This is a genomic window from Streptomyces sp. NPDC019890 (genome assembly GCF_044903445.1).
Classification (GTDB): Bacteria; Actinomycetota; Actinomycetes; order Streptomycetales; family Streptomycetaceae; genus Streptomyces.
Map to the genome: position 1 here is coordinate 49695 of NZ_JBJDQK010000007.1, position 25705 is coordinate 75399.

The following is a 25705-nucleotide window of genomic DNA, read 5'->3' on the forward strand; positions in this document are numbered from 1 at the left end:
TTCGCCGAACAGTACCGGCAGCGGTGTCGCCACAGGGCAGCGCCCGTCAGCTGCGCAGCACGAGAGCCTGCCCGGCGACGACCAGGAGCAGATGCTCGCACTCCTCGGCGAAGGCGGCGTTGAGGCGGCCGAGTTCGTCGCGGAAGCGCCGGCCCGACGCGGTGGCGGGCACGACACCTGAGCCCACTTCATTGGTCACTGCGACGACGGTGCGGCGGGTCTGCCGTACGGCCTCGACCAGTTCGGCGACCCGCTCGTGCAGTGCGCGCTCGCCGTGCGCCGCCCACTTGGCGTCGTCCCAGGCGCCCACCCGGTCCATCGCGTCGGTGAGCCAGAGGGACAGACAGTCGATCAGCATCGGCGGTCCGTCCTCGGCGAGGAGGGGTACGAGGTCACAGGTCTCGGCGGTACGCCAGGAGCCGGGCCGGCGCTCGCGGTGCCGTCGGACGCGGGCCGACCACTCGGCGTCCCCGTCCCGGCTGCCGCTCGTCGCGACGTACAGCACCTCGGGGAAGGACTCCAGGCGCCGCTCGGCCTCGAGGGACTTGCCCGAGCGGGCGCCGCCGGTGACGAGGGTGCGGCGGGGGAGGTCCGGTACGGCGTGGTACTCGCCGACGATCAGCGTCGTGCCGTCGGGCACGGCCCGCGCGCCCGCGGCCGCGAGGCGGCGGGCGAGCTCGGGACCGCCGGGGGCGTCGTGGTCCAGGTGCACCGCGACGATGTCGGTGGTCGAGCCGATCGCGCCGGAGGCACGCAGCCGGGCGATGCCGTCCGGCCGTCCGACGACATCGCCCACGACCATCGCGTACGCGGCGAGGCCCTCTGCGAGGCCCGCGGGCGCGGCGCCCGGCGGCAGGTACAGCAGCCGCTCGCCCTCCGGCGACGTCACCTCGTACCCGGTACCGGGGTGGTCCATCGGCATGGCCCGCACCCGGTGCCCACTGATCAGCGTCAGCTCCTGCCCGTCCGGCACGCGCCCGGCCGTGGGCAGCCCGGCGGGCAGATCCACGGCCGGCCCGTCGTGAGGATGCGTCAGCAGCACCTGCCGCACGCCGACGAGGGAATGCCCGGACCGCGCGGCGGCGAGCGCGGCGCCGGGCGTGAGGTCGAGCAGCAGGGCCCCGTCGATGAGCAGCGCGGTGGCCGCCCGCGCATACGGCCCGCGGGCCGTGGCGCAGACGGCGCACGGGCAGTCGGGGCGGGGCAGTCCGGCGGGCGCGCCGGTGCCGAGCAGAGTCAGTTCCACGCCTCTGATCCTCCCGCGTCACCGCGGGCGGTGCGCGCCCGGATACGCTGCGGGCAGGATAGTGATCAGCTGGTGGCCCCTGGGAGTGGGAGGCGGACATGGCATGGACGTGGCGTTTCGAGAAGTCCGACGGCACGGAGGTCCAGCCGGCGGTGCAGCCGGAGGAGTTCACGACGCAGGGTGACGCGGAGTCCTGGATCGGCGAGTACTGGAAGGACTTGCTCGAGGGCGGCGCGGACCAGGTGGTGCTGTCGGAGGACGGCGCGAAGATCTACGGCCCGATGAGCTTGAACGCGGAGGGCTGACAGCCGGGGGGCGCGGGGTCCACGGCGCGGTCCGCCTGCACGGCGTCGGGTCCGCGGCCATGGGGGTCCCCGTGCCCCTGGCTGTTTCCGGCCGCGGGTGTGTGGTTCCCCCCGGACTGCGGGCGACGCGAAGCTGCCATTTCCAGGGTGCGGGACCGCCTGCCCGGCACCGGTCCGCGGCTACCGGCGCGGGGCCGCCCGGACGGCACCCGGTCCGCGCCCGCGGGGGGCTCCCGGCGGGCGCTGCGGCGCGAAGCTGCCGTTCCCAGGCTGTGCGGGCGTCAGTTCCCCGCGGACCCCCCTGTCTTAACCGCTGCGGGCGGCGCGAAGCTGCCGCTTCCCGGGGGGCGGGGGTGTCAGCCCCACCGGGCCTCGCCCGCAGGGGGTCTGGGGGCCTGCCCCCAGTTCCGGGATGGGGGTACTTCCCCTGGCTGCGCCGGGGCCACCCCCACCCAGGCGAAGCGCTGAGGGAGGGCAGGTAGGGGAAAACAACCCACCGGACCCCCCGCCGCTCAGGCCTCGCCCAGCGTCACCTCGACCCGGCCCTCCTCACCACCCCGCAGATACGTCACCGCCACCTTCTCGCCCGGGCTCGCCGACGCCAGCGCCTCCGCCAGTGACATCACTGACGTAATCTCCGTCGAGCCCAGCTTCGTGATGATGTCCCCCGGCCGGATCCCCGCCTGCTGCGCCGGGCCCCCCTTCGCCACCGACACCACCGCAACCCCCGACGGCTGGTAGCTGTCGTCCAGCACCGTCCGCGCCGTGATGCCCAGCGCCGCCCGGCCCGAATGCGTGACCCGGCCGTCCTTGATGATCTGGTCCGCGATCGACTTCACCGTCGAGACGGGGATCGCGAAGCCGATCCCCGGCGCCACACCGCCAAGTCCCGGATCCACCGCCTCCAGCGTCGGAATCCCGATGAGCTCGCTGTCCAGATTCACCAGCGCCCCACCGCTGTTGCCCGGATTGATCGCCGCCGACGTCTGCACCATGTTGCTGATCGTCGCGCCCGTCCCGCCCCCGCCCTCGCCCTCGCTCACCGTGCGGCCGACCGCCGAGACGATGCCCTGCGTGACGCTGCTGGACAGACCCAGAGGCGTACCCATCGCCAGCACGATCTGCCCCACCTCGACCTTCGACGAGTCACCGAGTCTCGCCGCCTTCAGACCCTGCGGCACCTTGTCCAGTTTGATGACCGCCAGTTCCTGGTCCGGGTAGGAGGACACCAGCTGTGCCGTCAGCTCCAGCTCACCCGTCGCCACGGTCACGTTGAAGGATTTCTCGGCGCCCACCACATGCGCGTTGGTGACGACATGGCCCTTGTCGTCGTAGACGACGCCCGAGCCGATGCTGTCGCCCGCCTGGATCTGGACGACCGACGGCAGGACGTTTCTGATCACCTTCTGGTAGTCGGCCTCCAGATCGTTGGCGGCCTTGGGCGCGGCCGACTGCGGCGAGGCGGATTCCTTCGGTGAGCCCGTGCACCCGCCGAACAGGGCAACGGCGCAGACGGCAGCGGTCACCGGCATCAGTACACGGCGTACGAGCGATGCGTCCATGCCCGGAGTATCCCTTTTGCTCCGCGGCATGGCCCGCTTTTGCTACGAAATGGCCTCCGGTGGACCCTGATCAGTGGGGCCGCAGCAGCAGGACGCGGCTTCTCGTTCGCTCTTTCGGTGGATTTCCGGGCGGCGTCCGAGCCGGGACCGGGTTCAGTGCCCAGCCGCGCAGCTCAGCCGCCTCACTCAGCCGCGGCAGCTCAGTCGCGTCCCGCAGCTCAGCCGCGTACGCCGCACAGATGCAGCAACGCCGCCACCCGTCGGTACGGCTCCGTGCGACCCGCACGGTCCTCCGCCGCCAGCAGCCGCTCCAGCTCGGCGGCGGCCGGCAGCTCGCACTCCACGGGCACGTTGTCCGTGAAGACCCGCACCCCGTACCAGGCGTGCAGCGGCGCGGCGATACCCGCCAGCGTTGCCGTCAGCGCATCCAGCCGATCGGCCCGCACAGGCAGCCCGAGCCGATTCGTGTACGTGTCCGAGTCGAAGGCGGCCAGTGCGCCCGCCCAGTCCCCGTCCAATGCCGGCCGCATGGCCAGCGCGTCGCCGTTCCGTACGAGCAGCGAGAGCAGCCCGCCCGGCGCCAGCATCCTGGCCAGGCCCGCGAGCATCGCGTCCGGCTCCGGGACATACATGAGCACGCCGTGGCAGAGCACCACGTCGAAGCTGCCCGGCAGAAAGTGCACCCCGGTGTCCCGGCCGTCACCCTCGATCAGCCGGACCCGCTCGCGGATCCCGGCCGGCTCGGTGGCGAGCGACTCACGGGCCACCCGGAGCATGTCGGGTTCGGACTCCAGGCCCGTCACCGTGTGCCCGGCCCGCGCCAGGCGCAGCGCCTGCGTGCCCTGGCCCATCCCCACGTCGAGTATCCGCAGCCGCTGTCCTACCGGATAGCGGGCGGTTATCTGCTCGTCGAGCTGGCGGGCGACGAGCTCCTGGCGGACGGTGTTGCGCAGTCCACGGAGCCCGGCCAGCCACTCGGCCGAAGCACCTCCGAAACCGGAGACCTTCGTGCTCAGGGCCGCTCTCCGCGCTTGACCTGCGGCTTCGGCAGCCGGAGGCGACGCATCTGGAGCGTACGCATCAGGCCGTAAGCGACCGCTCCACGCTTGGACTCGTTCGGGAAGCGCTCGTTCAGCTGCTTCTTCATCCGGAACGCCAGGCCGATCGAGTCGACGACGATCAGGACGATCACACCCAGCCAGAGCAGCAGCGCGATGTTCTGCAGCGAGCCCACCCGGACCATGCTCAGGACCAGGATCACCACCGCGAGCGGCAGGAAGAACTCGGCGATGCAGAAGCGTGAGTCCACGAAGTCGCGCACGAAGCGGCGGACCGGTCCCTTGTCACGGGCCGGCAGATACCGCTCGTCGCCACTGGCGAGCGCCTCGCGCTGCCTGGCCATGTCCGAGCGGCGGGCCTCGCGCTGGCGCTTCGCGGCCTCCTTGCGGTCGGCCGGCGCGCTGGAGGCACGGCGACGCTGGGTCTGTGCCTCACTCCGCTTCGGCGTGGGGCGGCCCTTGGGGGCCTCGGGGTCGCGGGGCTGCTTGGAGAGGTCCAGCGGCACCTTGTCGGTGGGGGACTTCTCTTCTTTGGAACGGCTACCAAACACAAAACCCAAGGGTACGGGGTGGAGCGCAGGGACGGGGAAGCCGCCCGGGAACGATCCCGCAACACCGTGCGTCTGTAGGGGACAGAACCCGGCCGCAAGCCGGACAGAGCGGACCTTGCCCGTGGTTTCCCTGATGGTCACCTACTCCTTGCGCCGGATCGGGGCAGTTGTCAGTCGTCCTTGGGGATGAGCGCATCCGCGCTCGAACAGTGCGGTAATGGATGCAAGGCCCGTACTGTGGGTTCTGTTGGAGTGCTGAAGCTGAGTCCGTCAGAAGGGGGCGCGCGAAGCCCATGAGCGGTGTCATGAAGCGTATGGGGATGATCTTCCGCGCGAAGGCAAACAAGGCCCTTGACAGGGCCGAGGATCCGCGCGAAACCCTCGATTACTCGTACCAGAAGCAGCTGGAGCTGCTCCAGAAGGTACGCCGCGGAGTCGCCGATGTGGCGACCTCCCGCAAGCGGCTCGAGCTGCAGCTGAACCAGCTGCAAGGACAGTCCACCAAGCTCGAGGACCAGGGCCGTAAGGCGCTGGCGCTCGGCCGTGAGGACCTGGCGCGCGAGGCACTGTCCCGCCGCGCCGCGCTGCAGCAGCAGGTCACCGACCTCGAGACACAGCACCAGACGCTGCAGGGCGAGGAGGAGAAACTCACCCTCGCGGCCCAGCGGCTGCAGGCCAAGGTCGACGCCTTCCGTACGAAGAAGGAAACCATCAAGGCCACGTACACCGCGGCCCAGGCGCAGACCCGGATCGGCGAGGCCTTCTCCGGCATCTCCGAGGAGATGGGCGACGTCGGCCTGGCGATCCAGCGGGCCGAGGACAAGACCGCACAGTTGCAGGCCCGGGCCGGCGCGATCGACGAGCTGCTGGCCTCCGGTGCGCTCGACGACCAGTCCGGGATGGCGAAGGACGACATCGCCGCCGAGCTGGACCGCATCTCCGGTGGTACTGATGTAGAGCTGGAGCTGCAGCGGATGAAGGCCGAGCTCGCGGGCGGCTCGACCTCGAAGCAGGCCATCGAAGGCGGCTCCGGCCAGCAGGACGCGGCTGGGCAGCAGAACACCCCGAAGTTCGACAAGCAGTGACAGGCAGCGACAAGCAGTAGGGACTCGTCATGATCGTACGGATCATGGGGGAGGGTCAGCTGAGGCTGGCGGACAGCCACCTCGCCGAGCTGAACAAGCTCGACAACGAGCTGCTGGCCGAGATGGAGAGTGGTGACGGCCCGGGCTTCCGCCGGACGCTCCACGCGCTCCTGGAGAAGGTCCGGGAGCTCGGCGAGCCGCTTCCCGACGACTCCCTGGAGCCGTCCGAGCTGATTCTCCCGACTCCGGACGCGACTCTCGAGGACGTCCGGGCACTGCTCAGAGACGACGGCCTCATCCCCGGCTGACGTCCGCAGTCCCTGCGCGTCGACCTTCGCACTCCAACAGACAGAACGCCCCGCCCCGGACGATCGGGAGCGGGGCGTTCTGCTGTCTTCTGCGGTGCTCAGGCAGGTACGCGGCTCTCGTGGCACGCCGTACCGTTGCTCGATGTGACCTCACTCGCCACCGGGTTCGCCCGCACCAAGCGCTGGCTCCGCGCGCATCCGCTGGCGCTGGACGGCGCACTCGCGGCGGCCGTGCTGATCTGCATGGTCGTCGGCTCCTTCGCGGACCCGAACGGGCGGCACGGGCCGGAATTCGGGAGCCGGACCCCTCAACTGCGCAGTGTGGTGCTGATGGTCCTGGCGGCCGGCGCGCTCGTCTTCCGCCGCCGCAACCCGCTGGTGGTGCTCGTCCTCACCGGCGCGGTCTCCGTCGTCGAACTGGTCACCGGGGACCCGCCCGCCCCGGTCGCGATGAGCGCCGTGATCGCGCTCTATACGGTCGCCTCCCGCACCGACCGGCCCACCACCTGGCGGGTCGGCCTGCTCACCATGGCGGTGCTGACCGGTGCCGCGATGTTCTTCGGCTCGCCACCCTGGTACTCCCAGGAGAACCTCGGCATCTTCGCCTGGACCGGAATGGCGGCGGCCGCGGGCGATGCCGTACGCAGCCGTCGTGACTTCGTCGACGCGATACGCGAGCGGGCCGAGCGCGCCGAACGCACCCGTGAGGAGGAGGCCCGCCGCCGGGTCGCCGAGGAGCGGCTGCGGATCGCCCGCGATCTCCACGATGTGGTCGCGCACCACATCGCCCTGGTCAATGTGCAGGCGGGTGTGGCGGCCCATGTCATGGACAAGCGGCCCGATCAGGCCAAGGAAGCCCTCGCCCATGTGCGCGAGGCCAGCCGCTCGGCCCTGAATGAACTGCGCGCCACGGTCGGCCTGCTCCGCCAGTCCGGCGACCCGGAGGCCCCGACCGAGCCGGCCCCCGGTCTCGACGTCCTCGACGAGCTGGTCATCACCTTCCGGCAGGCAGGTCTGCCGGTGGAGGTGGCCCGCGCCGACGACGGCATCAGGCTGCCGGCGGCCGTCGACCTCGCGGCGTACCGGATCATTCAGGAGGCGCTGACCAATGCGCAGAAGCATGCGGGCCGGGACGCCAAGGCCGAGGTGAGCGTGATCCGGGTCGGCCCGACCCTGGAAGTGACCGTGCTGGACAACGGCGCGGAGCCGCAGGGGCAGACGGTCGGCGGCGGCCACGGTCTGCTGGGCATGCGCGAGCGCGTCACCGCACTCGGCGGCACCCTCACCACGGGTCCCCGCTACGGCGGCGGCTTCCGCGTACAGGCGATACTTCCGCTCAAGACACGTACGGGGGAGGACAGATGACGATCAGGGTGCTGCTCGCCGACGATCAGACACTACTGCGCAGCGCGTTCAAGGTGCTGGTGGACTCCGAGCCCGACATGGAGGTCGTCGCGGAGGCCGCGGACGGCGCCGAGGCGGTCGACCTGGCCCGCTCGGCCAAGGCCGATGTCGTCCTGATGGACATCCGTATGCCCGGCACGGACGGACTCGCCGCGACCCGCCTGATCAGCGCGGACCCCGAGCTGTCCCAGGTACGCGTCGTCATGCTGACCACCTTCGAGGTGGACGAGTACGTGGTGCAGTCGCTGCGCGCTGGGGCGTCGGGCTTTCTGGGCAAGGGCGCGGAGCCGGACGAACTGCTGAACGCCATCCGTATCGCCGCCGCTGGCGAGGCGCTGCTCTCGCCGGTCGCGACCAAGGGCCTGATCGCCAAGTTCCTCGCGCAGGGCGGCACTTCGGACGACGGGCAGGATTCCAAGGCGTACTCCGAGCGGCTCGCCGCGCTCACCGGGCGCGAGCGCGAGGTCCTCGTCCTGGTCGCGGGTGGCCACTCCAACGACGAGATCGCCGAGCAGCTCACGGTCAGTCCGCTGACCGTCAAGACCCATGTGAACCGCGCGATGGCGAAACTGGGCGCCCGCGACCGTGCACAGCTGGTGGTCATCGCGTACGAGTCGGGCCTGGTCCGTCCAAGGGTGGAGTAAGGGGCACCCGCAACTGCGGGTGCCCCTTACCGACAGACCGGACGCGCTACGGCAGTGCCAGCATCCGCTCCAGCGCCAGCTTCGCGAAGCTCTCCGTCTCCTTGTCGACCTGAATCCGGTTCACCAGATTCCCCTCCGCCAGCGACTCCAGCGCCCAGACCAGGTGCGGCAGGTCGATGCGGTTCATGGTCGAGCAGAAGCAGACCGTCTTGTCGAGGAAGACGATCTCCTTGTCGGGGTGGGCGTTCGCGACCCGGCGGACCAGGTTGAGCTCGGTGCCTATGGCCCACTTGGAGCCGGCGGGGGCCGCCTCCAGCGTCTTGATGATGTACTCCGTCGAGCCGACGTAGTCCGCCGCGGCCACGACCTCGTGCTTGCACTCCGGGTGGACGAGGACGTTCACGCCCGGGATCCGCTCGCGTACGTCGTTCACCGAGTCCAGCGAGAAGCGACCGTGCACCGAGCAGTGCCCGCGCCAGAGGATCATCTTCGCGGCGCGCAGCTGCTCGACGGTCAGCCCGCCGTTCGGCTTGTGCGGGTTGTAGAGGACGCAGTCGTCCAGGGACATGCCCATGTCGCGGACCGCGGTGTTCCGCCCGAGGTGCTGGTCCGGCAGGAAGAGCACCTTCTCGCCCTGCTCGAAGGCCCAGTCCAGCGCGCGCTTCGCGTTCGACGAGGTACAGATCGTCCCGCCGTGCTTGCCGGTGAACGCCTTGATGTCCGCCGAGGAGTTCATGTACGAGACGGGTACGACCTGCTCGGCAATACCGGCGTCGGTCAGCACGTCCCAGCACTCCGCGACCTGCTCGGCGGTCGCCATGTCCGCCATCGAGCAGCCCGCCGCCAGGTCCGGCAGCACGACCTTCTGGTCGTCGGAGGTCAGTATGTCGGCGGACTCCGCCATGAAGTGCACACCGCAGAACACGATGTACTCGGCCTCCGGCCGGGCCGCGGCGTCCTTGGCCAGCTTGAAGGAGTCGCCGGTGACGTCGGCGAACTGGATGACCTCGTCGCGCTGGTAGTGGTGGCCCAAGACGAAGACCTTGTCGCCGAGCTTCTCCTTCGCCGCGCGGGCGCGCTCCACCAGGTCCGGGTCGGACGGGGACGGCAGGTCGCCGGGGCACTCCACGCCGCGCTCGCTCCTGGGGTCGGCCTCACGGCCGAGCAGCAGCAGGGCGAGCGGCGTCGGCTGGACGTCGAGCTCAAGGCGGGCTTGGGCGGTGGTCACGTCACGCACCCTTTCTCTTCTGCAGAGGTACTTCTCGTCTATTTGACGCTATCTATCATAACTGCTTCACGTCACTTTGACGATGTCCATAGCGTCGATGTGACGCACCCCCCGTGCACCCCGCTGTACACCCGCCGTCCACAGGTCAGTCCCCTCCGACGAGCCGGTGTGCGAGCATGAAGGGGAAAGTCAGCCCTCGGTCCGGAATGAATCCGCGGCCACGCCGGTTGCAAACGTCGGCAAGCAGTCTCCGTACAACCCGGGAGAGAAGCAGATGTCCGTATCGGACGAGACCACCACCGTGAACGACGGCATCCTCCTGTCCGACGCCGCCGCGGCCAAGGTCAAGGCCTTGCTGGACCAGGAAGGCCGTGAGGACCTGGCGCTGCGCGTCGCCGTTCAGCCCGGCGGCTGCTCCGGCCTGCGCTACCAGCTGTTCTTCGACGAGCGTTCGCTCGACGGTGATGTCGTCAAGGACTTCGGCGGCGTCAAGGTCGTGACCGACCGGATGAGCGCCCCGTACCTGGGCGGCGCGTCGATCGACTTCGTGGACACGATCGAGAAGCAGGGCTTCACGATCGACAACCCGAACGCCACCGGGTCCTGCGCCTGCGGCGACTCCTTCAGCTAAGGCTCGAGGCAGGTACGACACGTACGAAGGCGGCGCCCCGAGACCGGGGTCGCCGCCTTCGTGTGCGCTGTCGGTTCAGTGCCGTGTCGGTTCAGCGGGACGGGCTCCGCGGTACGGCCTGGCCCGTCTCAGCGTCCACGACCTTCCGGTCGCCCAGCGGCTTGTCCAGCGTCACCTTCGCCGTCAGCTCCTTGGCGATGGCGATGCAGACCCGACCCGGGTCCGGGTTCGTCTCGGCGATCTTGACCTTCACGGTGTCGGCGCTCTCCGTCGCCGTTGCCGCGTAGTCGCTGCACACCCCGCCCCAGAACGTCACGGTCAGGGTCCGCCCGTCCGCGCTGTACGCCTGGACGCGCCGGTCGGACGGCGTCGCGTGTTCTTTCCGCGGCTCGGCCGGCTTGACGTTCTGTGCGGGCGGTGTGGGCTGCTTCAGGAACTTCGGGGCCACCGCGGGCTGCGCGATGGTGAACGGCTGGGCGCCGCCCTTCGGCTCCACCTGGAAGAGCCACGACGGTACGAGTGCCTGCTGCCCGTCGACGTACTGCGCGGCCAGTCCGAAGACCGCCTTGCCGATCGTCAGCTGTTCCGGACCGGTAGCCCTGCCCTTCGGCACGCACGGGGCGTCGGGCTTCTGCTCGCCCTCCAGCGGCACGGGCGTGGCGCAGCCGCCGATACCGATCGGGCCACTGCCCCGGGAGTCCTTGTTCAGCTGCTTCAGCGCCTCCTGGGCGGAGATCACCGGATACTCGTCGCTCTTGACGGGCTTCTTCAACTGCCCGCTGCCGCCGACCACTTGGCCGTCCGCGCCGACCTGGATGCCGGTCGTCCAGCCGTACGTCGGCAGGCCGCCGACCACCGGATCGGCGTTCACCACCCGTACCGAGCCCATCAGTTGGCGAGCGTCCAGCTTCGCGTCACTCTGGCCGAGCGCCTTCAGCACGGGCGACGCGGCCTTCTTCGCGGCCTCCTCGCTCACCGGCGCGGTGCGGGCCGAGCTCCCGCCCCTTGTCCCCAAGTCGCCACGGGACGCACAGACATCGACCTTCTTGCAGTTGTCACCGCCCGGCGAAGGCCCGAACCTGGCGAACGTCCAAGTGCCCGGCGCCTCCTTGTTGACCTGTAGCAGCGGGCCCGCGCCGTCCTTGTCCGTCCCGATCTTCCAGGCCTGGCCGACCGGCCGCGGTGTGCCCGGCAGCCCGAGCGCCTTCGCCAGCGCCGTCACCTCGGCCGCCGTGACAGCACCCTTCGCACGGTGGACGGCGGCCTTGTCCGGTCCGTCCGGCAGCTTGCCCGCGGCCCGGTAGACGACCCCGCCCGAGGGGTCGGGCTCACCCGGCGCGATGCCGCTGCGGCCCGCACCGTCCTCGCGGTCGTCCAGGGCGAGCGGGGGCGGATTCGAGCCCTTGCCCGGCGCACCGCTCTTGGCCTGTGCGCCGTCGCCGCCGAAGCCGGCCGTCGCGAAATACGCGCTACCGCCACCCGCGATCAGCACAGCCGCCGCCACTGAGGCGACGACGAGCGGGGAACGCCGACGGCGGGGGCTGTCCGCGCTGTTGGGGGGTCGCTCCGTACTGCTCACCGCATCGCTCCTTGTCTCATGTCCCCGTTGTACGGGGACATGAATGTGACGGAGCGGGGGAGCGCACGGTTCCCTGATGCGCCCCCCGTCGAGCGGAACTCAGTCGCCGAGCAGAGCTAGTCGCCGTATTCGGCCATGGCGTCGAGAAGCCGGGCGGAAGAGGCCGGAACCACGACACCATGGATACGGGACGGCGGCACAGGCGCGGGCACGGCCGCCGCGGGCACCACCCAGTGCGGAGCCATCCGTGCGCAGTCACCGCGCAGCTGGGCCAGACTGATCTCGGACTCTCGCGACTCGCGGGGGGTGATGGGCTTCGTCATATCCGCACCGTACGCACCTGGGCGACCATGAAAAAGGCCTACTATCGGGTAGTTTCCGCACTTCGCGAGGGGCCGTCGACCCGGTAGCGTGAACTGTCAAACCCACCCCGCCACAGGAGCGCATCGCCGTGCGAATCGCAGTCACCGGCTCCATCGCCACCGACCATCTCATGACCTTCCCCGGCCGCTTCGCCGACCAGTTGGTCGCGGACCAACTGCACACGGTCTCCCTCTCCTTCCTGGTCGACAACCTCGATGTGCGCCGGGGCGGTGTCGGCGCCAACATCTGCTTCGGAATGGGACAGCTCGGCAGCGGGCCGATCCTGGTCGGCGCGGCCGGATCCGACTTCGACGAGTACCGCGCCTGGCTGGACCGGCACGGCGTGGACACCGCGTCCGTACGCATCTCCGAGGTGCTGCACACCGCGCGCTTCGTCTGCACCACGGACGCCGACCACAACCAGATCGGCTCCTTCTACACCGGCGCGATGAGCGAGGCCCGCCTCATCGAGCTGAAGTCCGTCGCCGACCGGGTCGGCGGGCTGGACCTCGTCCTGATCGGCGCGGACGACCCCGAGGCGATGCTCCGCCACACCGAGGAGTGCCGCTCCCGCGCGATTCCCTTCGCGGCCGACTTCTCGCAGCAGATCGCGCGGATGAACGGCGACGAGATCCGGATACTGCTGGACGGGGCGACCTACCTCTTCTCGAACGAGTACGAGAAGGGGCTCATCGAGTCCAAGACCGGCTGGACGGACGCGGAGATCCTGGCGCGGGTCGGCCACCGGGTCACCACGCTCGGCTCGAACGGCGTCCGCATCGAGTGCGCCGATGGAGAGCCGATCGAGGTCGGCGTGCCGGAGGAGGAGGCCAAGGTCGACCCGACGGGCGTCGGCGACGCGTTCCGCGCGGGCTTCCTGTCGGGCCTGTCGTGGGGCGTGAGCCTGGAGCGCGCGGCGCAGGTCGGCTGCATGCTGGCGACGCTGGTGATCGAGACGCTGGGCACACAGGAGTACACGCTGCGGCGGGCGCACTTCATGGACCGTTTCACGAAGGCGTACGGCCACGACGCGTCGGCGGAAGTCCAGGGCCACCTGCACTGACACCGGGGCTCCCGCCCCGGACCCGCACCTCAATCGCCGGAGGGGCTGAATTCCAGCCCGTCTGGGGGTCCCCCCGGACGAAGTCTGGGGGAGATTGAGGACACTCCCGAAGGGAGTCCGGGGTTCGGGGCGGAGCCCCGAGTGCGCGCCGAGGGGCACAGGCGCGGAGCCCATGGCGTGTCACGCCACCCGACGCACCACGTACGCCACGCCCTCCTCCGCCCCCTCCTCGCCCACGTACTCCTGCCCCCGCATCTCGCACCACGCCGGGATGTCCAGCCGTGCCGCCCCGTCGTCCGACAGCACCGTCACCGTGCCGCCGATCGGCACGTCCCCGATCACCTTCGCGAGCTCGATCACCGGGATCGGGCACCGCTTGCCGAGTGCGTCCACCACGAGTGACGCCGTCTGACCGGTCCCGGGCGAAGCGACGGGCGCGCCGAGGCGTTCCCGTACCGCCGACACCACACCCGGCAGGACCGACAGGAAGCCGTCCACGTCCTCCTCCGTCGTGCCGAGCGGCAGCGAGACCCGCACATTCCCCTCGCTCAGCACCCCCATCGCCCGCAGCACATGGCTCGGCGTGAGCGTGCTGCTCGTACAGGAGGAGCCCGACGAGACCGAGAACCCCGCCCGGTCCAGCTCATGCAGCACTGTCTCTCCGTCGACATAGAGACAGGAGAAGGTGACGAGATGGGGGAGGCGGCGCACCGGATCGCCCACCACCTCGACGTCCGGCACCAGCTCCGGCACCCGTGCGCGGATCCGGTCCACCAGGGTCCGCAGCCGTACCGCCTCGTCAGCCGCCTCCGCCCGTACCGCCCGCAGTGACGCCGCCGCCGCCACGATCGCCGGGATGTTCTCGAAGCCGGCCGACCGCCCCGACTCCCGCTCGTCGGCGGGACCTTGGGCGGCGAACCGGACACCCTTGCGTACGGCGAGCAGCCCCACCCCGGCGGGTCCGCCCCACTTGTGCGCGCTCGCGGCGAGCAGCGACCAGGGGCCGGCCACCGGGCCCCACGCGAGCGACTGCGCCGCGTCCGCCAACAGCGGCACCCCCGCCGCCGCGCACGCCTCGGCGACCTCCGCCACCGGCTGTTCCGTTCCCACCTCGTGGTTGGCCGTCTGCAGACAGGCCAGCGCGGTGTCGTCCCGCAGGGCGGCGGCGTAGGAGGCAGCCGACACCGCCCCGGCCCGGTTCACCGGCACCTCCGTCACCGTCGCCCCGTCGGCCGCCTCGTGCTCGGCCGCCGCATGCAGCACCGCCGAGTGTTCGACCGCGGAAACCACCAGATGGCGCCCGACACGCCGACGCCCCGCGAGCACGCCGGAAATTCCCTGGTGAATCGCCCGCGTCCCCGAAGGAGTGAAGACGAGCTCGTCCGGACGGCAGCCCACGGCCTCTGCCGCAGCCTCCCGTGCCGCGTCCAGCAGCAGCCTGGCCCGCCGCCCCTCGCGGTAGAGCCGGGCGGGATCCGCCCAGCCCTCGTCGAGGGAGGCCTGCAGGGCCTGCCGGGCCACCGGGTGCAGTGGAGCGGAGGAGGCGACATCGAAGTAGGGCACGTTGCAACGCTAACCCCGCCGAGTCACCACGTCCTTGGGGCCTCCGCGGACCCTCCAACGCGAGCGTGGAGGGCGTAGGCCAGGGGCCGTCAGATGCCCACCGGAGGCCGGGATTCAGCGCCGAAACCAAGGGCAGTCCATCCCTTCGGGGTGTCGGACGGCGCGTTGGGCACCCTCCCCGCGCGACCCCAAATAGCGTCCAGTAGGGTTTGGTCCGCATAAACATCCAAACCCCTGCCCGCGTCAGGGCCGGCGACCGACCAGCGAGACGGCCGCATCCCGTCGCGCGGGCCGAGACTCTCGGGAAGGCGCTACGTGAGTCCCAACGGCTCCGACCGCTCGTCGCGGCGCCCGATGCGGCGGAAGCTGCTCCAGGTGCTGACCGCGGGCGTTGTCCTGGCGACCGCCTCTGGTTGCACATACAAGGACTTCCCCCGCCTGGGAATGCCCACCCCGGTAACGGAGGAGGCTCCCCGGATCCTCTCCCTCTGGCAGGGCTCGTGGGCGGCAGCGCTCGTCACGGGCATCCTGGTGTGGGGGCTGATCATCTGGAGTGTCATCTTCCACCGGCGCAGCCGCACCAAGGTGGAGGTACCTCCGCAGACCCGGTACAACATGCCCATCGAGGCCCTGTACACCGTGGTTCCGCTCATCATCGTTTCGGTGCTCTTCTACTTCACCGCGCGTGATGAGTCGAAGCTGCTGTCCCTCGCCGACAAGCCCGCCCACACGATCAACGTGGTCGGCTACCAGTGGAGCTGGGGCTTCAACTACGTCGAGAACGTGCCGGGCGTGAAGGGTGACGCCCAGACCAACCCGAACCTGCAAGCGATTCCGGACAGATTCCGTGAGGACTTCCCGGCGAACGCGGGCGGCGTCTACGACGCCGGCATCCCCGGCACCCGTAACCCCCAGACCGGCAACCCGGGCCCGACGCTGTGGCTGCCCAAGGGCGAGAAGGTCCGGTTCGTCCTGACCTCTCGTGACGTCATCCACTCCTTCTGGGTTGTCCCCTTCCTGATGAAGCAGGACGTCATCCCCGGGCACACCAACGCCTTCGAGGTGACGCCCTCCCAGGAGGGCACCTTCCTCGGCAAGTGTGCGGAGCTCTGCGGCGTCGACCACTCCCGGATGCTCTTCAACGTCAAGGTCGTCTCCCCGGAGCGCTACCAGCAGCACCTCGCGGAGCTGGCGAAGAAGGGGCAGACCGGCTACATCCCGGCCGGTATTGAGCAGACCGACCCGGCCCGGAACTCGGAGACGAACAAACTGTGAGCATCCTCAACGAACCTCAGGGTGCCGCCGAAGCAGCTGACGACTCGTACGCGAACGAGCTGCCGGTACGGCGCAAGCAGCCGGGGAGTGTGGTCGTGAAGTGGCTGACCACCACTGACCACAAGACCATCGGCACGATGTACCTGATCACGTCGTTCGCGTTCTTCTGCATCGGCGGTCTGATGGCGCTCTTCATGCGCGCCGAGCTGGCCCGTCCCGGCACGCAGATCATGTCGAACGAGCAGTTCAACCAGGCGTTCACGATGCACGGCACGATCATGCTGCTGATGTTCGCGACGCCGCTGTTCGCCGGATTCGCGAACTGGATCATGCCGCTGCAGATCGGCGCGCCCGACGTGGCGTTCCCGCGGCTGAACATGTTCGCGTACTGGCTCTACCTCTTCGGCTCGCTCATCGCGGTGGCCGGCTTCATCACCCCGCAGGGTGCGGCCGACTTCGGCTGGTTCGCCTACTCCCCGCTGTCGGACGCGGTCCGTTCGCCGGGCGTCGGCGCCGACATGTGGATCATGGGTCTGGCCTTCTCCGGCTTCGGCACGATCCTCGGTTCGGTCAACTTCATCACCACGATCATCTGCATGCGCGCGCCCGGCATGACGATGTTCCGGATGCCGATCTTCGTCTGGAACGTGCTGCTGACCGGTGTGCTGGTCCTGCTCGCCTTCCCGGTGCTGGCCGCCGCGCTCTTCGCGCTGGAGGCGGACCGCAAGTTCGGCGCCCATGTGTTCGATGCGTCCAACGGCGGCGCGTTGCTCTGGCAACACCTCTTCTGGTTCTTCGGCCATCCAGAGGTGTACATCATCGCCTTGCCGTTCTTCGGGATCGTCTCCGAGGTGATCCCCGTCTTCAGCCGCAAGCCGATGTTCGGTTACATCGGACTGGTGGGCGCGACCATCGCGATCGCCGGTCTGTCCGTGACGGTGTGGGCGCACCACATGTACGTCACAGGCGGCGTGCTGTTGCCGTTCTTCTCCTTCATGACCTTCCTGATCGCGGTACCGACCGGTGTGAAGTTCTTCAACTGGATCGGCACCATGTGGAAGGGCTCGCTGTCCTTCGAGACTCCGATGCTCTGGACGATCGGCTTCCTGGTCACCTTCACCTTCGGTGGACTGACCGGCGTCATCCTGGCCTCGCCCCCGATGGACTTCCACGTATCCGACTCGTACTTCGTCGTCGCGCACTTCCACTACGTCGTCTTCGGCACCGTGGTCTTCGCGATGTTCGCCGGCTTCCACTTCTGGTGGCCGAAGTTCACGGGCAAGATGCTGGACGAGCGGCTCGGCAAGATGACCTTCTGGACGCTGTTCATCGGCTTCCACGGCACGTTCCTGGTGCAGCACTGGCTGGGCGCCGAGGGCATGCCGCGTCGGTACGCGGACTACCTCGCCGCCGACGGCTTCACCGCGCTGAACACGATCTCCACGATCAGCTCGTTCGTGCTCGGTCTGTCGGTCCTGCCGTTCTTCTACAACGTCTGGAAGACGGCCAAGTACGGCAAGAAGATCGAGGTTGACGACCCGTGGGGCTACGGCCGTTCGCTCGAATGGGCGACGTCCTGCCCGCCGCCGCGGCACAACTTCATCACTCTGCCCCGGATCCGCAGCGAGTCCCCGGCGTTCGACCTGCACCACCCGGAGATCGCGGCCCTCGAGCACGTCGGCCACGGCGCCGGCGTCATTGCTGGTGAGAAGGAGGCGGGCAAGTGAGGATCCAGGGCAAGATGTTCCTCTGGCTGAGCGTCTTCATCCTCGCCATGGCGGTCGTCTATGGCGTGTGGTCGAAGGAGCCTGCCGGCACCACGGCGCTCTTCCTCGGCTTCGGCCTGAGCATCATGATCGGCTACTACCTGGCCTTCACGGCCCGGCGAGTGGACGCCATGGCGCAGGACAACAAGGACGCCGACGTGGCGGACGAGGCCGGCGAGGTGGGGTTCTTCTCCCCGCACAGCTGGCAGCCGCTCTCCCTGGCCGTGGGCGGTGCCCTGGCCTTCCTGGGCGTCGTCTTCGGCTGGTGGCTGCTGTACTTCTCGGTCCCGGTCGTCTTCATCGGTCTGTTCGGCTGGGTATTCGAGTACTACCGCGGCGAGAACCAGAACCAGTAGTTCCGGCTGAGCATCCGGGGGTTGACCCCCGGATCAATACGGCGCCGCGTCAAGCGACACACGCAGGGCCCGGATCTCCTTCACTCGTGAGGGGGATCCGGGCCCCTCCGTTTGGAGTCACCCAGCGCGCCGCTGCCAACTGATCTTCATAGCGTGTGCTTATGAACCACACGCCGCGCATTCGCACCGTCCTCAGCTGCACCTTGCTGGTCGTGTCCTTCGGCGCGACCGCAGCAGCGTGCTCGGACTCAGACAGCCACCCGCTCGCCGCGAAGCCTTTCGACGCCGCGGACCAGGTCTCCTTCAACACCCCCGAAGGCGACACCAAGGTGGACCCCGACAAACCGCTCGAGGTCGTCGCCACGGGCGACGACGGCCGGATCACCGATGTCACCGTCACCGACGACTCGGGACACCACCTCGCCGGCGAACTCGACGCCGAAGGCGCCCGCTGGCGCTCCACCGCACCTCTGTCCGCCGGTGTGAAGTACACCGTCAAGGTCTCCACGGAGGACGAGGACGGCGCCCCGGGGGTCCGCACGCTGGCCTTCGAGACTGCACCCGCCAAGCGGTTCCTGACGGTCAACCTCGGCCCCAAGGCGGGCACGTACGGCGTCGGCCAGCCCATCACCGCGGAGCTCAGCCTCCCGGTCAAGGACAAGGCGGCCAGGGCAGTCGTGGAACGTGCCCTGAAGGTCGAGTCCAGCCCCTCCGTGGAGGGCGCCTGGTACTGGGTGGACGACAAGAAACTGCACTACCGCCCGAAGGAGTACTGGCCCACCGGCGCGACCCTGCGGGCCGCGAGCAACCTCCAGGGCGTCAAGGTCTCCGACAAGCTCTACGGCGGCCCCTCCAAGGACCTGAAAATCACCATCGGGGACCGCATCGAGGCCATCACGGACGCGGGGTCGCACCAGATGACGGTCAAGCGCAACGGAGAAGTGATCAACACCATTCCGGTGACCACCGGCAAGCCCGGCTTCTCCACCCGCAACGGAATCAAGGTCGTGCTCGGCAAGGAGTACTTCGTACGGATGCGCGGTACCAGCATCGGGATAGCGGAGGGCAGTGCGGACTCGTACGACCTGCCCGTCTACTACGCGACACGGGTCACCTGGAGCGGTGAGTACGTCCACGCCGCGCCCTGGTCCGTCGGCTCACAGGGGTACGCGAACGTCAGCCACGGCTGCACCGGGATGTCCACCGGCAACGCCGCGTGGTTCTTCGAGACGGTCCGTGAAGGCGACATAGTCAAGGTCATCAACAGCCAGGGCGCCGAGATGGACCCGTTCGGCAATGGCTTCGGCGACTGGAACGTGTCCTGGGACAAGTGGCGCGGTGGCAGCGCCCTGGTGGCCGACACCAGGGACGGCAGCAGCCCCGTGGACATGGCGCGGCTGCGTCCCGAGGTCTGACGGCTCGGCCCGGCTCGCCGGTCCGGGGCCGTCGCAGGAAGGGCCCCTGGGAAGGCGGCCCGGCTTCAGGAATTGATGGCCAGCCGGGCGCGCAGCAGGCCGGCCAGCGCGTCGGCGAACTCCACCGGGTCGACCGGGAGCGTCACCGCGGCCTCCGCACGGCTCCAGGTGGCCAGCCAGGCGTCCTGCGGGCGGCCGATCAGCAGCAGCACCGGTGGGCAGTTGAAGATCTCGTCCTTGATCTGCCGGCAGACGCCCATGCCGCCCGCGGGAACCGTCTCGCCGTCCAGGACGCACGCGTCGATGCCGCCCTCGTCCAGCCGCTTCAGTACCGCGGGGAGGGTGGCGCACTCGACGAACTCGACCGGGGGAACATCGGGCGCGGGCCTGCGTCCAGCGGCCAGCCGCACCTGCTCGCGAGTGTTGGCGTTGTCGCTGTAGACCAGGACCGTGGCGCTCGACTGCATTGTTCCTCCGAATCGACGGCGGCACTGCATCAGGAACCGATGCGCGGATGCTACTCCGTCCCACTCCCTGTCAACAGCGCTTCGGACACTGCTTCGATGGGCCGTTCGGGCTGGACACAGCCTACTGACACACCGAACGGCACCCCCCGGAGTGAGGGCGGGATAAGCGACCGACATAATGTCGGTCGTGGCGACAGCAACGACAGTAGAAACCGGGCACGCGCACCCGTCGGTCAATCGACCGAACCTCACCAGCGTCGGAACCATCATCTGGTTGAGTTCCGAGCTGATGTTCTTCGCGGCCCTCTTCGCGATGTACTTCACCCTGCGATCGGTGACGGGCGCCGAGCACTGGAAGGAAATGGCTTCGGCCCTGAACTTCCCCTTCTCGGCGACGAACACCACGATCCTGGTGCTCTCCTCCCTCACCTGCCAGCTCGGCGTGTTCGCCGCGGAGCGGGGCGATGTGAAGAAGCTCCGCGCCTGGTTCGTGATCACCTTCGTGATGGGCGCGATCTTCATCGGCGGTCAGGTCTTCGAGTACACCGAGCTGGTCAAGAAGGACGGCCTCTCGCTGTCCTCCGACCCGTACGGCTCGGTGTTCTACCTGACCACCGGCTTCCACGGCCTGCACGTGACGGGCGGCCTCATCGCCTTCCTGCTGGTACTCGGCAGGACGTACGCGGCCAGAAGGTTCACTCACGAGCAGGCAACCGCCGCCATCGTCGTGTCCTACTACTGGCACTTCGTCGATGTCGTCTGGATCGGCCTCTTCGCCACGATCTACATGATCAAGTAGTCGGGCCGGGCCCGACACACATCCAGCAAGCATCGACGCAGAAGATCCTGACACCGGGGTAATCCGTGAAAAAGCTCTCCGCACGACGACGCCATCCGTTGGCGGCGGTCGTCGTCCTACTCCTCGCGCTGGCGGCCACTGGGGGGCTGTACGCCGCGTTCGCACCCGCGGACAAGGCGCAGGCCGATGAGACCGCCCAGTCCCTCGCCATCCAGGAGGGCCAGAAGCTCTACACCGTCGGCTGCGCCAGCTGCCACGGAACCGGCGGTCAGGGCACCTCTGACGGCCCGAGCCTGGTAGGCGTGGGCTCCGCCGCCGTCGACTTCCAGGTCGGCACGGGCCGGATGCCGGCCCAGCAGCCCGGCGCCCAGGTGCCGAAGAAGAAGGTCATCTACACGCAGAGCGAGATCGACCAGCTCGCGGCGTACATCGCCTCCTTCGGCGCCGGTCCGATCGCGCCGACCGAGAAGCAGTACAGCCCCGAGGGTGCGGACATCGCCAAGGGCGGCGACCTGTTCCGCACCAACTGCGCCCAGTGCCACAACTTCACGGGTGAGGGCGGTGCGCTGACGCACGGCAAGTACGCCCCGAACCTCGAGGGCGTGGAACCCAAGCATGTCTACGAGGCCATGCAGACCGGCCCGCAGAACATGCCCTCCTTCCCCGACACGACGATGCCTGAGCAGCAGAAGCGGGACATCATCGCGTACCTCCAGAACGTGAACGGTGACGAGTCCGAGAGCCCCGGCGGCCTCAAGCTGGGTGGCCTCGGCCCCGTGCCCGAGGGTCTGTTCGGCTGGATCTTCGGTCTGGGTGCACTGATCGCTGTTGCCGTCTGGGTCGCGGCCCACACCGCTAAGGCCAAGAAGTCATGAGTAGCCAAGAGATTCCAGAAGAGAACCTGCCCGCTGAGCAGGGCGCCGCGCACGGCACGGTAGAGATTGCCGAAGACCCGTTCGCCGACCCGGGGCTGCCGGCCCACAAGCCGCGCATCCAGGACATCGACGAGCGGGCCGCCAAGCGCTCCGAGCGCGCGGTCGCCTTCCTGTTCACGCTGTCGATGCTGGCCACGATCGGCTTCATCGCCTCGTACGTCACCTTCCCGGTCGACAAGATCGTGTTCATCTGGCCGTTCGGCCATGTGAGCGCGCTCAACTTCTCGCTGGGCATGACGCTCGGCGTCGCCCTCTTCTGCATCGGCGCGGGCGCGGTCCACTGGGCCCGCACCCTGATGTCCGATGTGGAGATCGCCGACGAGCGTCACCCCATCGCGGCCCCCGCCGAGGTCAAGGCCAAGGTGATGGCGGACTTCGCGGCGGGCGCCGAGGAGTCCGCGATCGGCCGGCGCAAGCTGATCCGCACCACCATGTTCGGCGCGCTGGCCATGGTGCCGCTCGCCGGTGTGATGCTGCTGCGCGACCTGGGACCGCTGCCCGAGAAGAAGCTCCGGACCACTCTGTGGGCCAAGGGCAAGCAGCTCATCAACATGAACACCAATGAGCCGCTGCGTCCCGAGGACATCGTCGTCGGTTCGCTGACCTTCGCCAAGCCCGAGGGCCTGGAGGAGGACGCGCACGACTTCCAGAAGGAGATCGCCAAGGCGGCCCTGATGATCGTCCGGCTGCAGCCGGAGGACATCAAGGACAAGCGCGAGCTCGAGTGGTCGCACGAGGGCGTCGTGGCGTACTCGAAGATCTGCACCCACGTCGGCTGCCCGATCAGCCTGTACGAGCAGCAGACGCATCACGTGCTCTGCCCCTGCCACCAGTCAACCTTCGACCTCTCCGACGGCGCCCGCGTCATCTTCGGCCCGGCCGGTCACGCTCTTCCGCAGCTGCGGATCGGCGTGAACGCTGAGGGCAACCTTGAGGCGCTCGGCGACTTCGAAGAGCCCGTCGGTCCGTCCTTCTGGGAGCGCGGATGAGTACTACAGAGACGAACCGCAAGGCACCCGCGGGCGAGCGGGTCGCCGACTGGGCGGACGGACGGCTCGGGATCTACTCCCTCGCCAAGTCCAACATGCGGAAGATCTTCCCGGACCACTGGTCCTTCATGCTGGGTGAGATCTGCCTCTACAGCTTCATCATCATCATCCTCACGGGTGTGTATCTGACGCTGTTCTTCCACCCGAGCATGAACGAAGTCGTGTACGACGGCTCGTACGTCCCGATGCAGGGCATCCGGATGTCCGAGGCGTTCTCCTCGACGCTGGACATCAGCTTCGACGTCCGCGGCGGCCTGCTCATCCGGCAGATCCACCACTGGGCGGCGCTGATCTTCGTCGCGGGCATGATCGTGCACATGATGCGCGTCTTCTTCACGGGCGCCTTCCGCAAGCCGCGCGAGGTCAACTGGGTCTTCGGCTTCCTGCTGCTGGTGCTCGGCATGTTCACCGGCTTCACCGGCTACTCGCTCCCCGACGACCTGCTCTCCGGTACGGGTGTCCGGTTCATGGAGGGCGCGATCCTGTCCATGCCGATCGTCGGCACGTACATGTCGTTCTTCCTCTTCGGCGGGGAGTTCCCCGGCGGGGACTTCGTGAGCCGGTTCTACTCGATCCACATCCTGCTGCTGCCGGGCATCATGATGGGCCTGCTGGTGGGCCACTTGATCCTGGTCTTCTACCACAAGCACACGCAGTTCGCGGGCCCCGGACGTACGAACAAGAACGTCGTCGGCATGCCGCTGCTGCCGGTCTACATGGCCAAGGCCGGAGGCTTCTTCTTCCTGGTCTTCGGTGTGATCGCGGCCATCGCCGCCATCGCCTCGATCAACCCGATCTGGGCGCTGGGTCCGTACCGTCCGGACCAGGTGTCCACCGGCGCTCAGCCGGACTGGTACATGGGCTTCTCCGAGGGGCTGATCCGGGCCATGCCCGGCTGGGAGATCAACTTCGCGGGCCACACTCTCGCCCTGGGCGTGTTCATCCCGCTGATGATCTTCCCGCTGGTCCTGGCCACGATCGCGGTCTACCCGTTCGTCGAGTCCTGGGTCACCGGGGACAAGCGGGAGCACCACATCCTGGACCGCCCGCGCAACGCCCCGACCCGTACGGCCTTCGGTGTGGCGTGGCTGACCTGGTATTTCGTCCTGCTGATCGCAGGTGGAAACGACATGTTCGCCCTGTTCTTCCATCTGTCGATCAACAGCATCACCTGGTTCGCCCGGATCGGCTTCTTCGTCGCGCCGGTCGTCGCCTTCGTCATCACCAAGCGGATCTGCCTGGGTCTGCAGCGTCGCGACCGGGAGAAGGTGCTGCACGGGCGTGAGTCCGGCATCATCAAGCGCCTGCCGCACGGTGAGTTCGTCGAGGTCCACGAGCCGCTCAACCAGGAGCAGCTGTACACGCTGACCGCGCACGAGCAGCCCAAGCCGCTGGAGATCGGCCCGACGGTCGACGAGAACGGTGTCCAGCGCAAGGTCCCCCTCACCCAGAAGCTCAGGGCGAGGCTCAGCAAGGGCTTCTACGGCGAGGGGACCAAGATCCCCAAGCCCACTCCGGACGAGTACAAGGAAGTCACCAGCGGCCACGGCCACCACTGATCCCAGCTGACCGCGCACAGCGGTCGCCACAGCTGGGGGCACCTCCCAGCGGTAGCTCGGGGAGAGCCCCGTCCAATCATCGGACGGGGCTCTTTGCTGTCCCCGGGGCTGGATAGGGTGGGAGCATCCCTGTTCGGCTGTGGACCCTGGAGTGGACCATGAACGTTGTGACCCGTGGTGGCGGCGACAGCGTGGCGGACCTCTCCTGGCCCGTCGTGCTGAACGCCCTCCTGGAGAACCGCGACCAGAGCGCCGACGCCACGGCGTGGGCGATGGACCGCATTCTCAGCGGCGAGGCGACGAACGCACAGATCGCGGGCTTCGTGGTGGCCCTGCGGGCCAAGGGCGAGACGGTCGAGGAGATCTCCGGTCTCGTACGCACCATGTACGCGCACGCGAATCTGATCGAGGTGCCCGGGCCCAGCGTCGACATCGTCGGCACCGGCGGCGACGGCGCCAAGACCGTGAACATCTCCACCATGTCCGCGATCGTCGTCGCGGGGACGGGCGCGAAGGTCGTCAAGCACGGCAATCGTGCCGCCTCGTCGGCGAGCGGCGCATCGGACGTGCTGGAGAAGCTGGGCGTCAATCTCGAGCTGACCCCGCAGCGGGTCGTCGAGGTCGCGGCCGAGGCGGGGATCACCTTCTGCTTCGCGGTGAAGTTCCACCCGGCGCTGCGGCATGTGGCTGCCGCCCGCAAGGAGCTGGGCATCCGCACCACGTTCAACTTCCTTGGCCCGCTGACCAATCCGGCGAAGGTGAAGGCTCAGGCCACCGGGGTCGCGGACGCCCGCGTGGCGCCGATCGTGGCCGGTGTGCTGGCCGAGCGCGGCTCCTCGGCGCTGGTCTTCCGCGGTGACGACGGCCTGGACGAGCTGACGACGACGGCGACGTCGCGGGTGTGGGTGGTACGGGACGGCGCTGTGCGCGAAGAGGCCTTCGATCCGCGGGACATCGGCATCGACCTGGTGCCGGTGGAGGCGCTGCGGGGCGCCGACGCCTCGTACAACGCGGATGTCGCGCGCCGGCTGCTGAGTGGTGAGACCGGGCCGGTACGGGACGCGGTGCTGCTGAACTCGGCAGCGGCTCTGGCGGCGCTGGAGCCGACGGACGGCACGCTGAACGAGCAGCTGGCGGCGGGCATGGCCAGGGCCGCCCAGTCGATCGACTCGGGCGCGGCCAGGGCGGCGCTCGAGCGCTGGGTGGCCGTCAGCAACGCCTGAGGTTCCTGTGGCGTGAGGCAAGGCGTGGTGCTGGTTCCCGTCTCAGAAACTGGACCTCGCCTTGCACGCCGCGGGACGTATGGCAGGATGCTCTTCAAGGTCATGAGTGACAGCGATTAAGGCCCCGGCTCGCTGTCCGGCAACCCTCCGTCCGTGGCGGGGTGCCCCGGGTGAAGACCAGGCCGTGGGCAGCGAGGTCTGCGGCAAGCGCGGACCCCTGCAAACCCTGGGGTCCTGGTCCTCAAGGGAGCAGTCTCGTGAGCAAGCGAAT

25 protein-coding genes and 1 riboswitch are annotated in these 25705 nt (G+C 68.9%); of the genes, 16 read left to right on the forward strand and 9 right to left on the reverse strand.

Going from position 1 to position 25705, the window contains the following annotated elements:
- Positions 1 to 46 precede the first annotated feature (46 nt).
- Positions 47 to 1246, reverse strand: a complete 1200-nt coding sequence (locus tag ACI2LP_RS20190) for a bifunctional adenosylcobinamide kinase/adenosylcobinamide-phosphate guanylyltransferase (RefSeq protein ID WP_404725863.1) — start codon at positions 1244 to 1246, stop codon at positions 47 to 49.
- A gap of 98 nt (positions 1247 to 1344) precedes the next feature.
- Between ACI2LP_RS20190 and ACI2LP_RS20195 the strand changes: the two genes are divergently transcribed.
- Positions 1345 to 1551 carry a hypothetical protein gene (locus ACI2LP_RS20195; protein ID WP_360866491.1) on the forward strand — a complete coding sequence of 69 codons (207 nt, stop codon included), beginning with the start codon at positions 1345 to 1347 and terminating at the stop codon, positions 1549 to 1551.
- A gap of 512 nt (positions 1552 to 2063) precedes the next feature.
- On the opposite strand, the gene ACI2LP_RS20200 is transcribed toward ACI2LP_RS20195, so the two are convergent.
- The 3 genes from ACI2LP_RS20200 to ACI2LP_RS20210 all read right to left on the reverse strand — a co-directional run bounded on the left by ACI2LP_RS20200 (position 2064) and on the right by ACI2LP_RS20210 (position 4722).
- Complete coding sequence (locus tag ACI2LP_RS20200; protein ID WP_404725864.1) at positions 2064 to 3113, reverse strand: S1C family serine protease; 1050 nt, start codon at positions 3111 to 3113, stop codon at positions 2064 to 2066.
- A gap of 218 nt (positions 3114 to 3331) precedes the next feature.
- Complete coding sequence (locus ACI2LP_RS20205; RefSeq protein WP_404726209.1) at positions 3332 to 4084, reverse strand: class I SAM-dependent methyltransferase; 753 nt, start codon at positions 4082 to 4084, stop codon at positions 3332 to 3334.
- 41 nt (positions 4085 to 4125) lie between these two features.
- Complete coding sequence (locus ACI2LP_RS20210; protein WP_404725865.1) at positions 4126 to 4722, reverse strand: DUF3043 domain-containing protein; 597 nt, start codon at positions 4720 to 4722, stop codon at positions 4126 to 4128.
- 293 nt (positions 4723 to 5015) lie between these two features.
- On the opposite strand from ACI2LP_RS20210, the gene ACI2LP_RS20215 reads away from it, so the two are divergent.
- From ACI2LP_RS20215 to ACI2LP_RS20230, 4 genes are all read left to right on the forward strand, one after another.
- Positions 5016 to 5807: a PspA/IM30 family protein gene (locus ACI2LP_RS20215; RefSeq protein ID WP_404725866.1), complete on the forward strand. Its 792-nt coding sequence runs from the start codon at positions 5016 to 5018 to the stop codon at positions 5805 to 5807.
- Positions 5808 to 5836: 29 nt separating this feature from the next.
- Positions 5837 to 6115, forward strand: coding sequence for a hypothetical protein (locus tag ACI2LP_RS20220; RefSeq protein WP_404725867.1), 279 nt, complete (start codon positions 5837 to 5839; stop codon positions 6113 to 6115).
- A gap of 144 nt (positions 6116 to 6259) precedes the next feature.
- Positions 6260 to 7480, forward strand: coding sequence for a sensor histidine kinase (locus tag ACI2LP_RS20225; protein WP_404725868.1), 1221 nt, complete (start codon positions 6260 to 6262; stop codon positions 7478 to 7480).
- A complete protein-coding gene (locus tag ACI2LP_RS20230; RefSeq protein ID WP_404725869.1) occupies positions 7477 to 8163 on the forward strand; it encodes a response regulator in 687 nt (228 codons plus the stop codon). The genes ACI2LP_RS20225 and ACI2LP_RS20230 overlap by 4 nt, the downstream gene beginning before the upstream one ends.
- Before the next feature lie 46 nt (positions 8164 to 8209).
- Here the strand turns inward: ACI2LP_RS20230 and nadA are convergent, their stop codons facing one another.
- Positions 8210 to 9400 carry a quinolinate synthase NadA gene (gene nadA, locus ACI2LP_RS20235; protein WP_404725870.1) on the reverse strand — a complete coding sequence of 397 codons (1191 nt, stop codon included), beginning with the start codon at positions 9398 to 9400 and terminating at the stop codon, positions 8210 to 8212.
- A gap of 265 nt (positions 9401 to 9665) precedes the next feature.
- Between nadA and ACI2LP_RS20240 the strand changes: the two genes are divergently transcribed.
- The gene (locus tag ACI2LP_RS20240) at positions 9666 to 10022 is read left to right on the forward strand and encodes an iron-sulfur cluster assembly accessory protein (protein WP_360867362.1); all 357 of its coding nucleotides are present in this window, start codon (positions 9666 to 9668) and stop codon (positions 10020 to 10022) included.
- A gap of 91 nt (positions 10023 to 10113) precedes the next feature.
- Here the strand turns inward: ACI2LP_RS20240 and ACI2LP_RS20245 are convergent, their stop codons facing one another.
- Together ACI2LP_RS20245 and ACI2LP_RS20250 are read right to left on the reverse strand one after the other, a co-directional pair.
- On the reverse strand, positions 10114 to 11601 hold the full coding sequence (locus ACI2LP_RS20245) for a hypothetical protein (RefSeq protein ID WP_404725871.1): 1488 nt from the start codon (positions 11599 to 11601) through the stop codon (positions 10114 to 10116).
- Between the two features lie 116 nt (positions 11602 to 11717).
- Positions 11718 to 11924, reverse strand: a complete 207-nt coding sequence (locus tag ACI2LP_RS20250) for a hypothetical protein (RefSeq protein ID WP_360866465.1) — start codon at positions 11922 to 11924, stop codon at positions 11718 to 11720.
- Between the two features lie 128 nt (positions 11925 to 12052).
- Between ACI2LP_RS20250 and ACI2LP_RS20255 the strand changes: the two genes are divergently transcribed.
- Entirely contained in the window at positions 12053 to 13027 is a 975-nt protein-coding gene (locus tag ACI2LP_RS20255) for a carbohydrate kinase family protein (protein WP_404725872.1), read from the forward strand.
- Between the two features lie 180 nt (positions 13028 to 13207).
- Here the strand turns inward: ACI2LP_RS20255 and ACI2LP_RS20260 are convergent, their stop codons facing one another.
- On the reverse strand, positions 13208 to 14590 hold the full coding sequence (locus ACI2LP_RS20260) for a cysteine desulfurase/sulfurtransferase TusA family protein (protein ID WP_404725873.1): 1383 nt from the start codon (positions 14588 to 14590) through the stop codon (positions 13208 to 13210).
- A 315-nt stretch (positions 14591 to 14905) separates the two neighbouring features.
- Between ACI2LP_RS20260 and coxB the strand changes: the two genes are divergently transcribed.
- The 4 genes from coxB to ACI2LP_RS20280 all read left to right on the forward strand — a co-directional run bounded on the left by coxB (position 14906) and on the right by ACI2LP_RS20280 (position 19402).
- Complete coding sequence (gene coxB / locus ACI2LP_RS20265) at positions 14906 to 15865, forward strand: cytochrome c oxidase subunit II (RefSeq protein WP_404725874.1); 960 nt, start codon at positions 14906 to 14908, stop codon at positions 15863 to 15865.
- Complete coding sequence (ctaD, locus tag ACI2LP_RS20270; RefSeq protein ID WP_404725875.1) at positions 15862 to 17592, forward strand: cytochrome c oxidase subunit I; 1731 nt, start codon at positions 15862 to 15864, stop codon at positions 17590 to 17592. The genes coxB and ctaD overlap by 4 nt, the downstream gene beginning before the upstream one ends.
- Positions 17589 to 17987, forward strand: a complete 399-nt coding sequence (locus ACI2LP_RS20275; protein WP_404725876.1) for a cytochrome c oxidase subunit 4 — start codon at positions 17589 to 17591, stop codon at positions 17985 to 17987. The genes ctaD and ACI2LP_RS20275 overlap by 4 nt, the downstream gene beginning before the upstream one ends.
- Before the next feature lie 161 nt (positions 17988 to 18148).
- Complete coding sequence (locus ACI2LP_RS20280; protein WP_404725877.1) at positions 18149 to 19402, forward strand: Ig-like domain-containing protein; 1254 nt, start codon at positions 18149 to 18151, stop codon at positions 19400 to 19402.
- A 65-nt stretch (positions 19403 to 19467) separates the two neighbouring features.
- Here ACI2LP_RS20280 and ACI2LP_RS20285 read toward each other — a convergent pair whose 3' ends face one another.
- Positions 19468 to 19869: a hypothetical protein gene (locus ACI2LP_RS20285; protein ID WP_360866445.1), complete on the reverse strand. Its 402-nt coding sequence runs from the start codon at positions 19867 to 19869 to the stop codon at positions 19468 to 19470.
- A 178-nt stretch (positions 19870 to 20047) separates the two neighbouring features.
- On the opposite strand from ACI2LP_RS20285, the gene ACI2LP_RS20290 reads away from it, so the two are divergent.
- The 5 genes from ACI2LP_RS20290 (at position 20048) to trpD (ending at position 25434) form a co-directional block, all read left to right on the forward strand.
- Positions 20048 to 20668, forward strand: coding sequence for a heme-copper oxidase subunit III (locus ACI2LP_RS20290; RefSeq protein ID WP_360866443.1), 621 nt, complete (start codon positions 20048 to 20050; stop codon positions 20666 to 20668).
- 65 nt (positions 20669 to 20733) lie between these two features.
- On the forward strand, positions 20734 to 21543 hold the full coding sequence (locus tag ACI2LP_RS20295) for a c-type cytochrome (protein WP_404725878.1): 810 nt from the start codon (positions 20734 to 20736) through the stop codon (positions 21541 to 21543).
- The gene (locus tag ACI2LP_RS20300) at positions 21540 to 22592 is read left to right on the forward strand and encodes a Rieske 2Fe-2S domain-containing protein (protein WP_404725879.1); all 1053 of its coding nucleotides are present in this window, start codon (positions 21540 to 21542) and stop codon (positions 22590 to 22592) included. Before ACI2LP_RS20295 ends, ACI2LP_RS20300 begins: the two co-directional genes overlap by 4 nt.
- A complete protein-coding gene (locus ACI2LP_RS20305) occupies positions 22589 to 24211 on the forward strand; it encodes a cytochrome bc complex cytochrome b subunit (protein ID WP_404725880.1) in 1623 nt (540 codons plus the stop codon). The genes ACI2LP_RS20300 and ACI2LP_RS20305 overlap by 4 nt, the downstream gene beginning before the upstream one ends.
- Positions 24212 to 24369: 158 nt before the next feature.
- Entirely contained in the window at positions 24370 to 25434 is a 1065-nt protein-coding gene (gene trpD / locus ACI2LP_RS20310) for an anthranilate phosphoribosyltransferase (RefSeq protein ID WP_404725881.1), read from the forward strand.
- A 98-nt stretch (positions 25435 to 25532) separates the two neighbouring features.
- Positions 25533 to 25650, forward strand: a riboswitch (SAM riboswitch).
- Positions 25651 to 25705 lie beyond the last annotated feature (55 nt).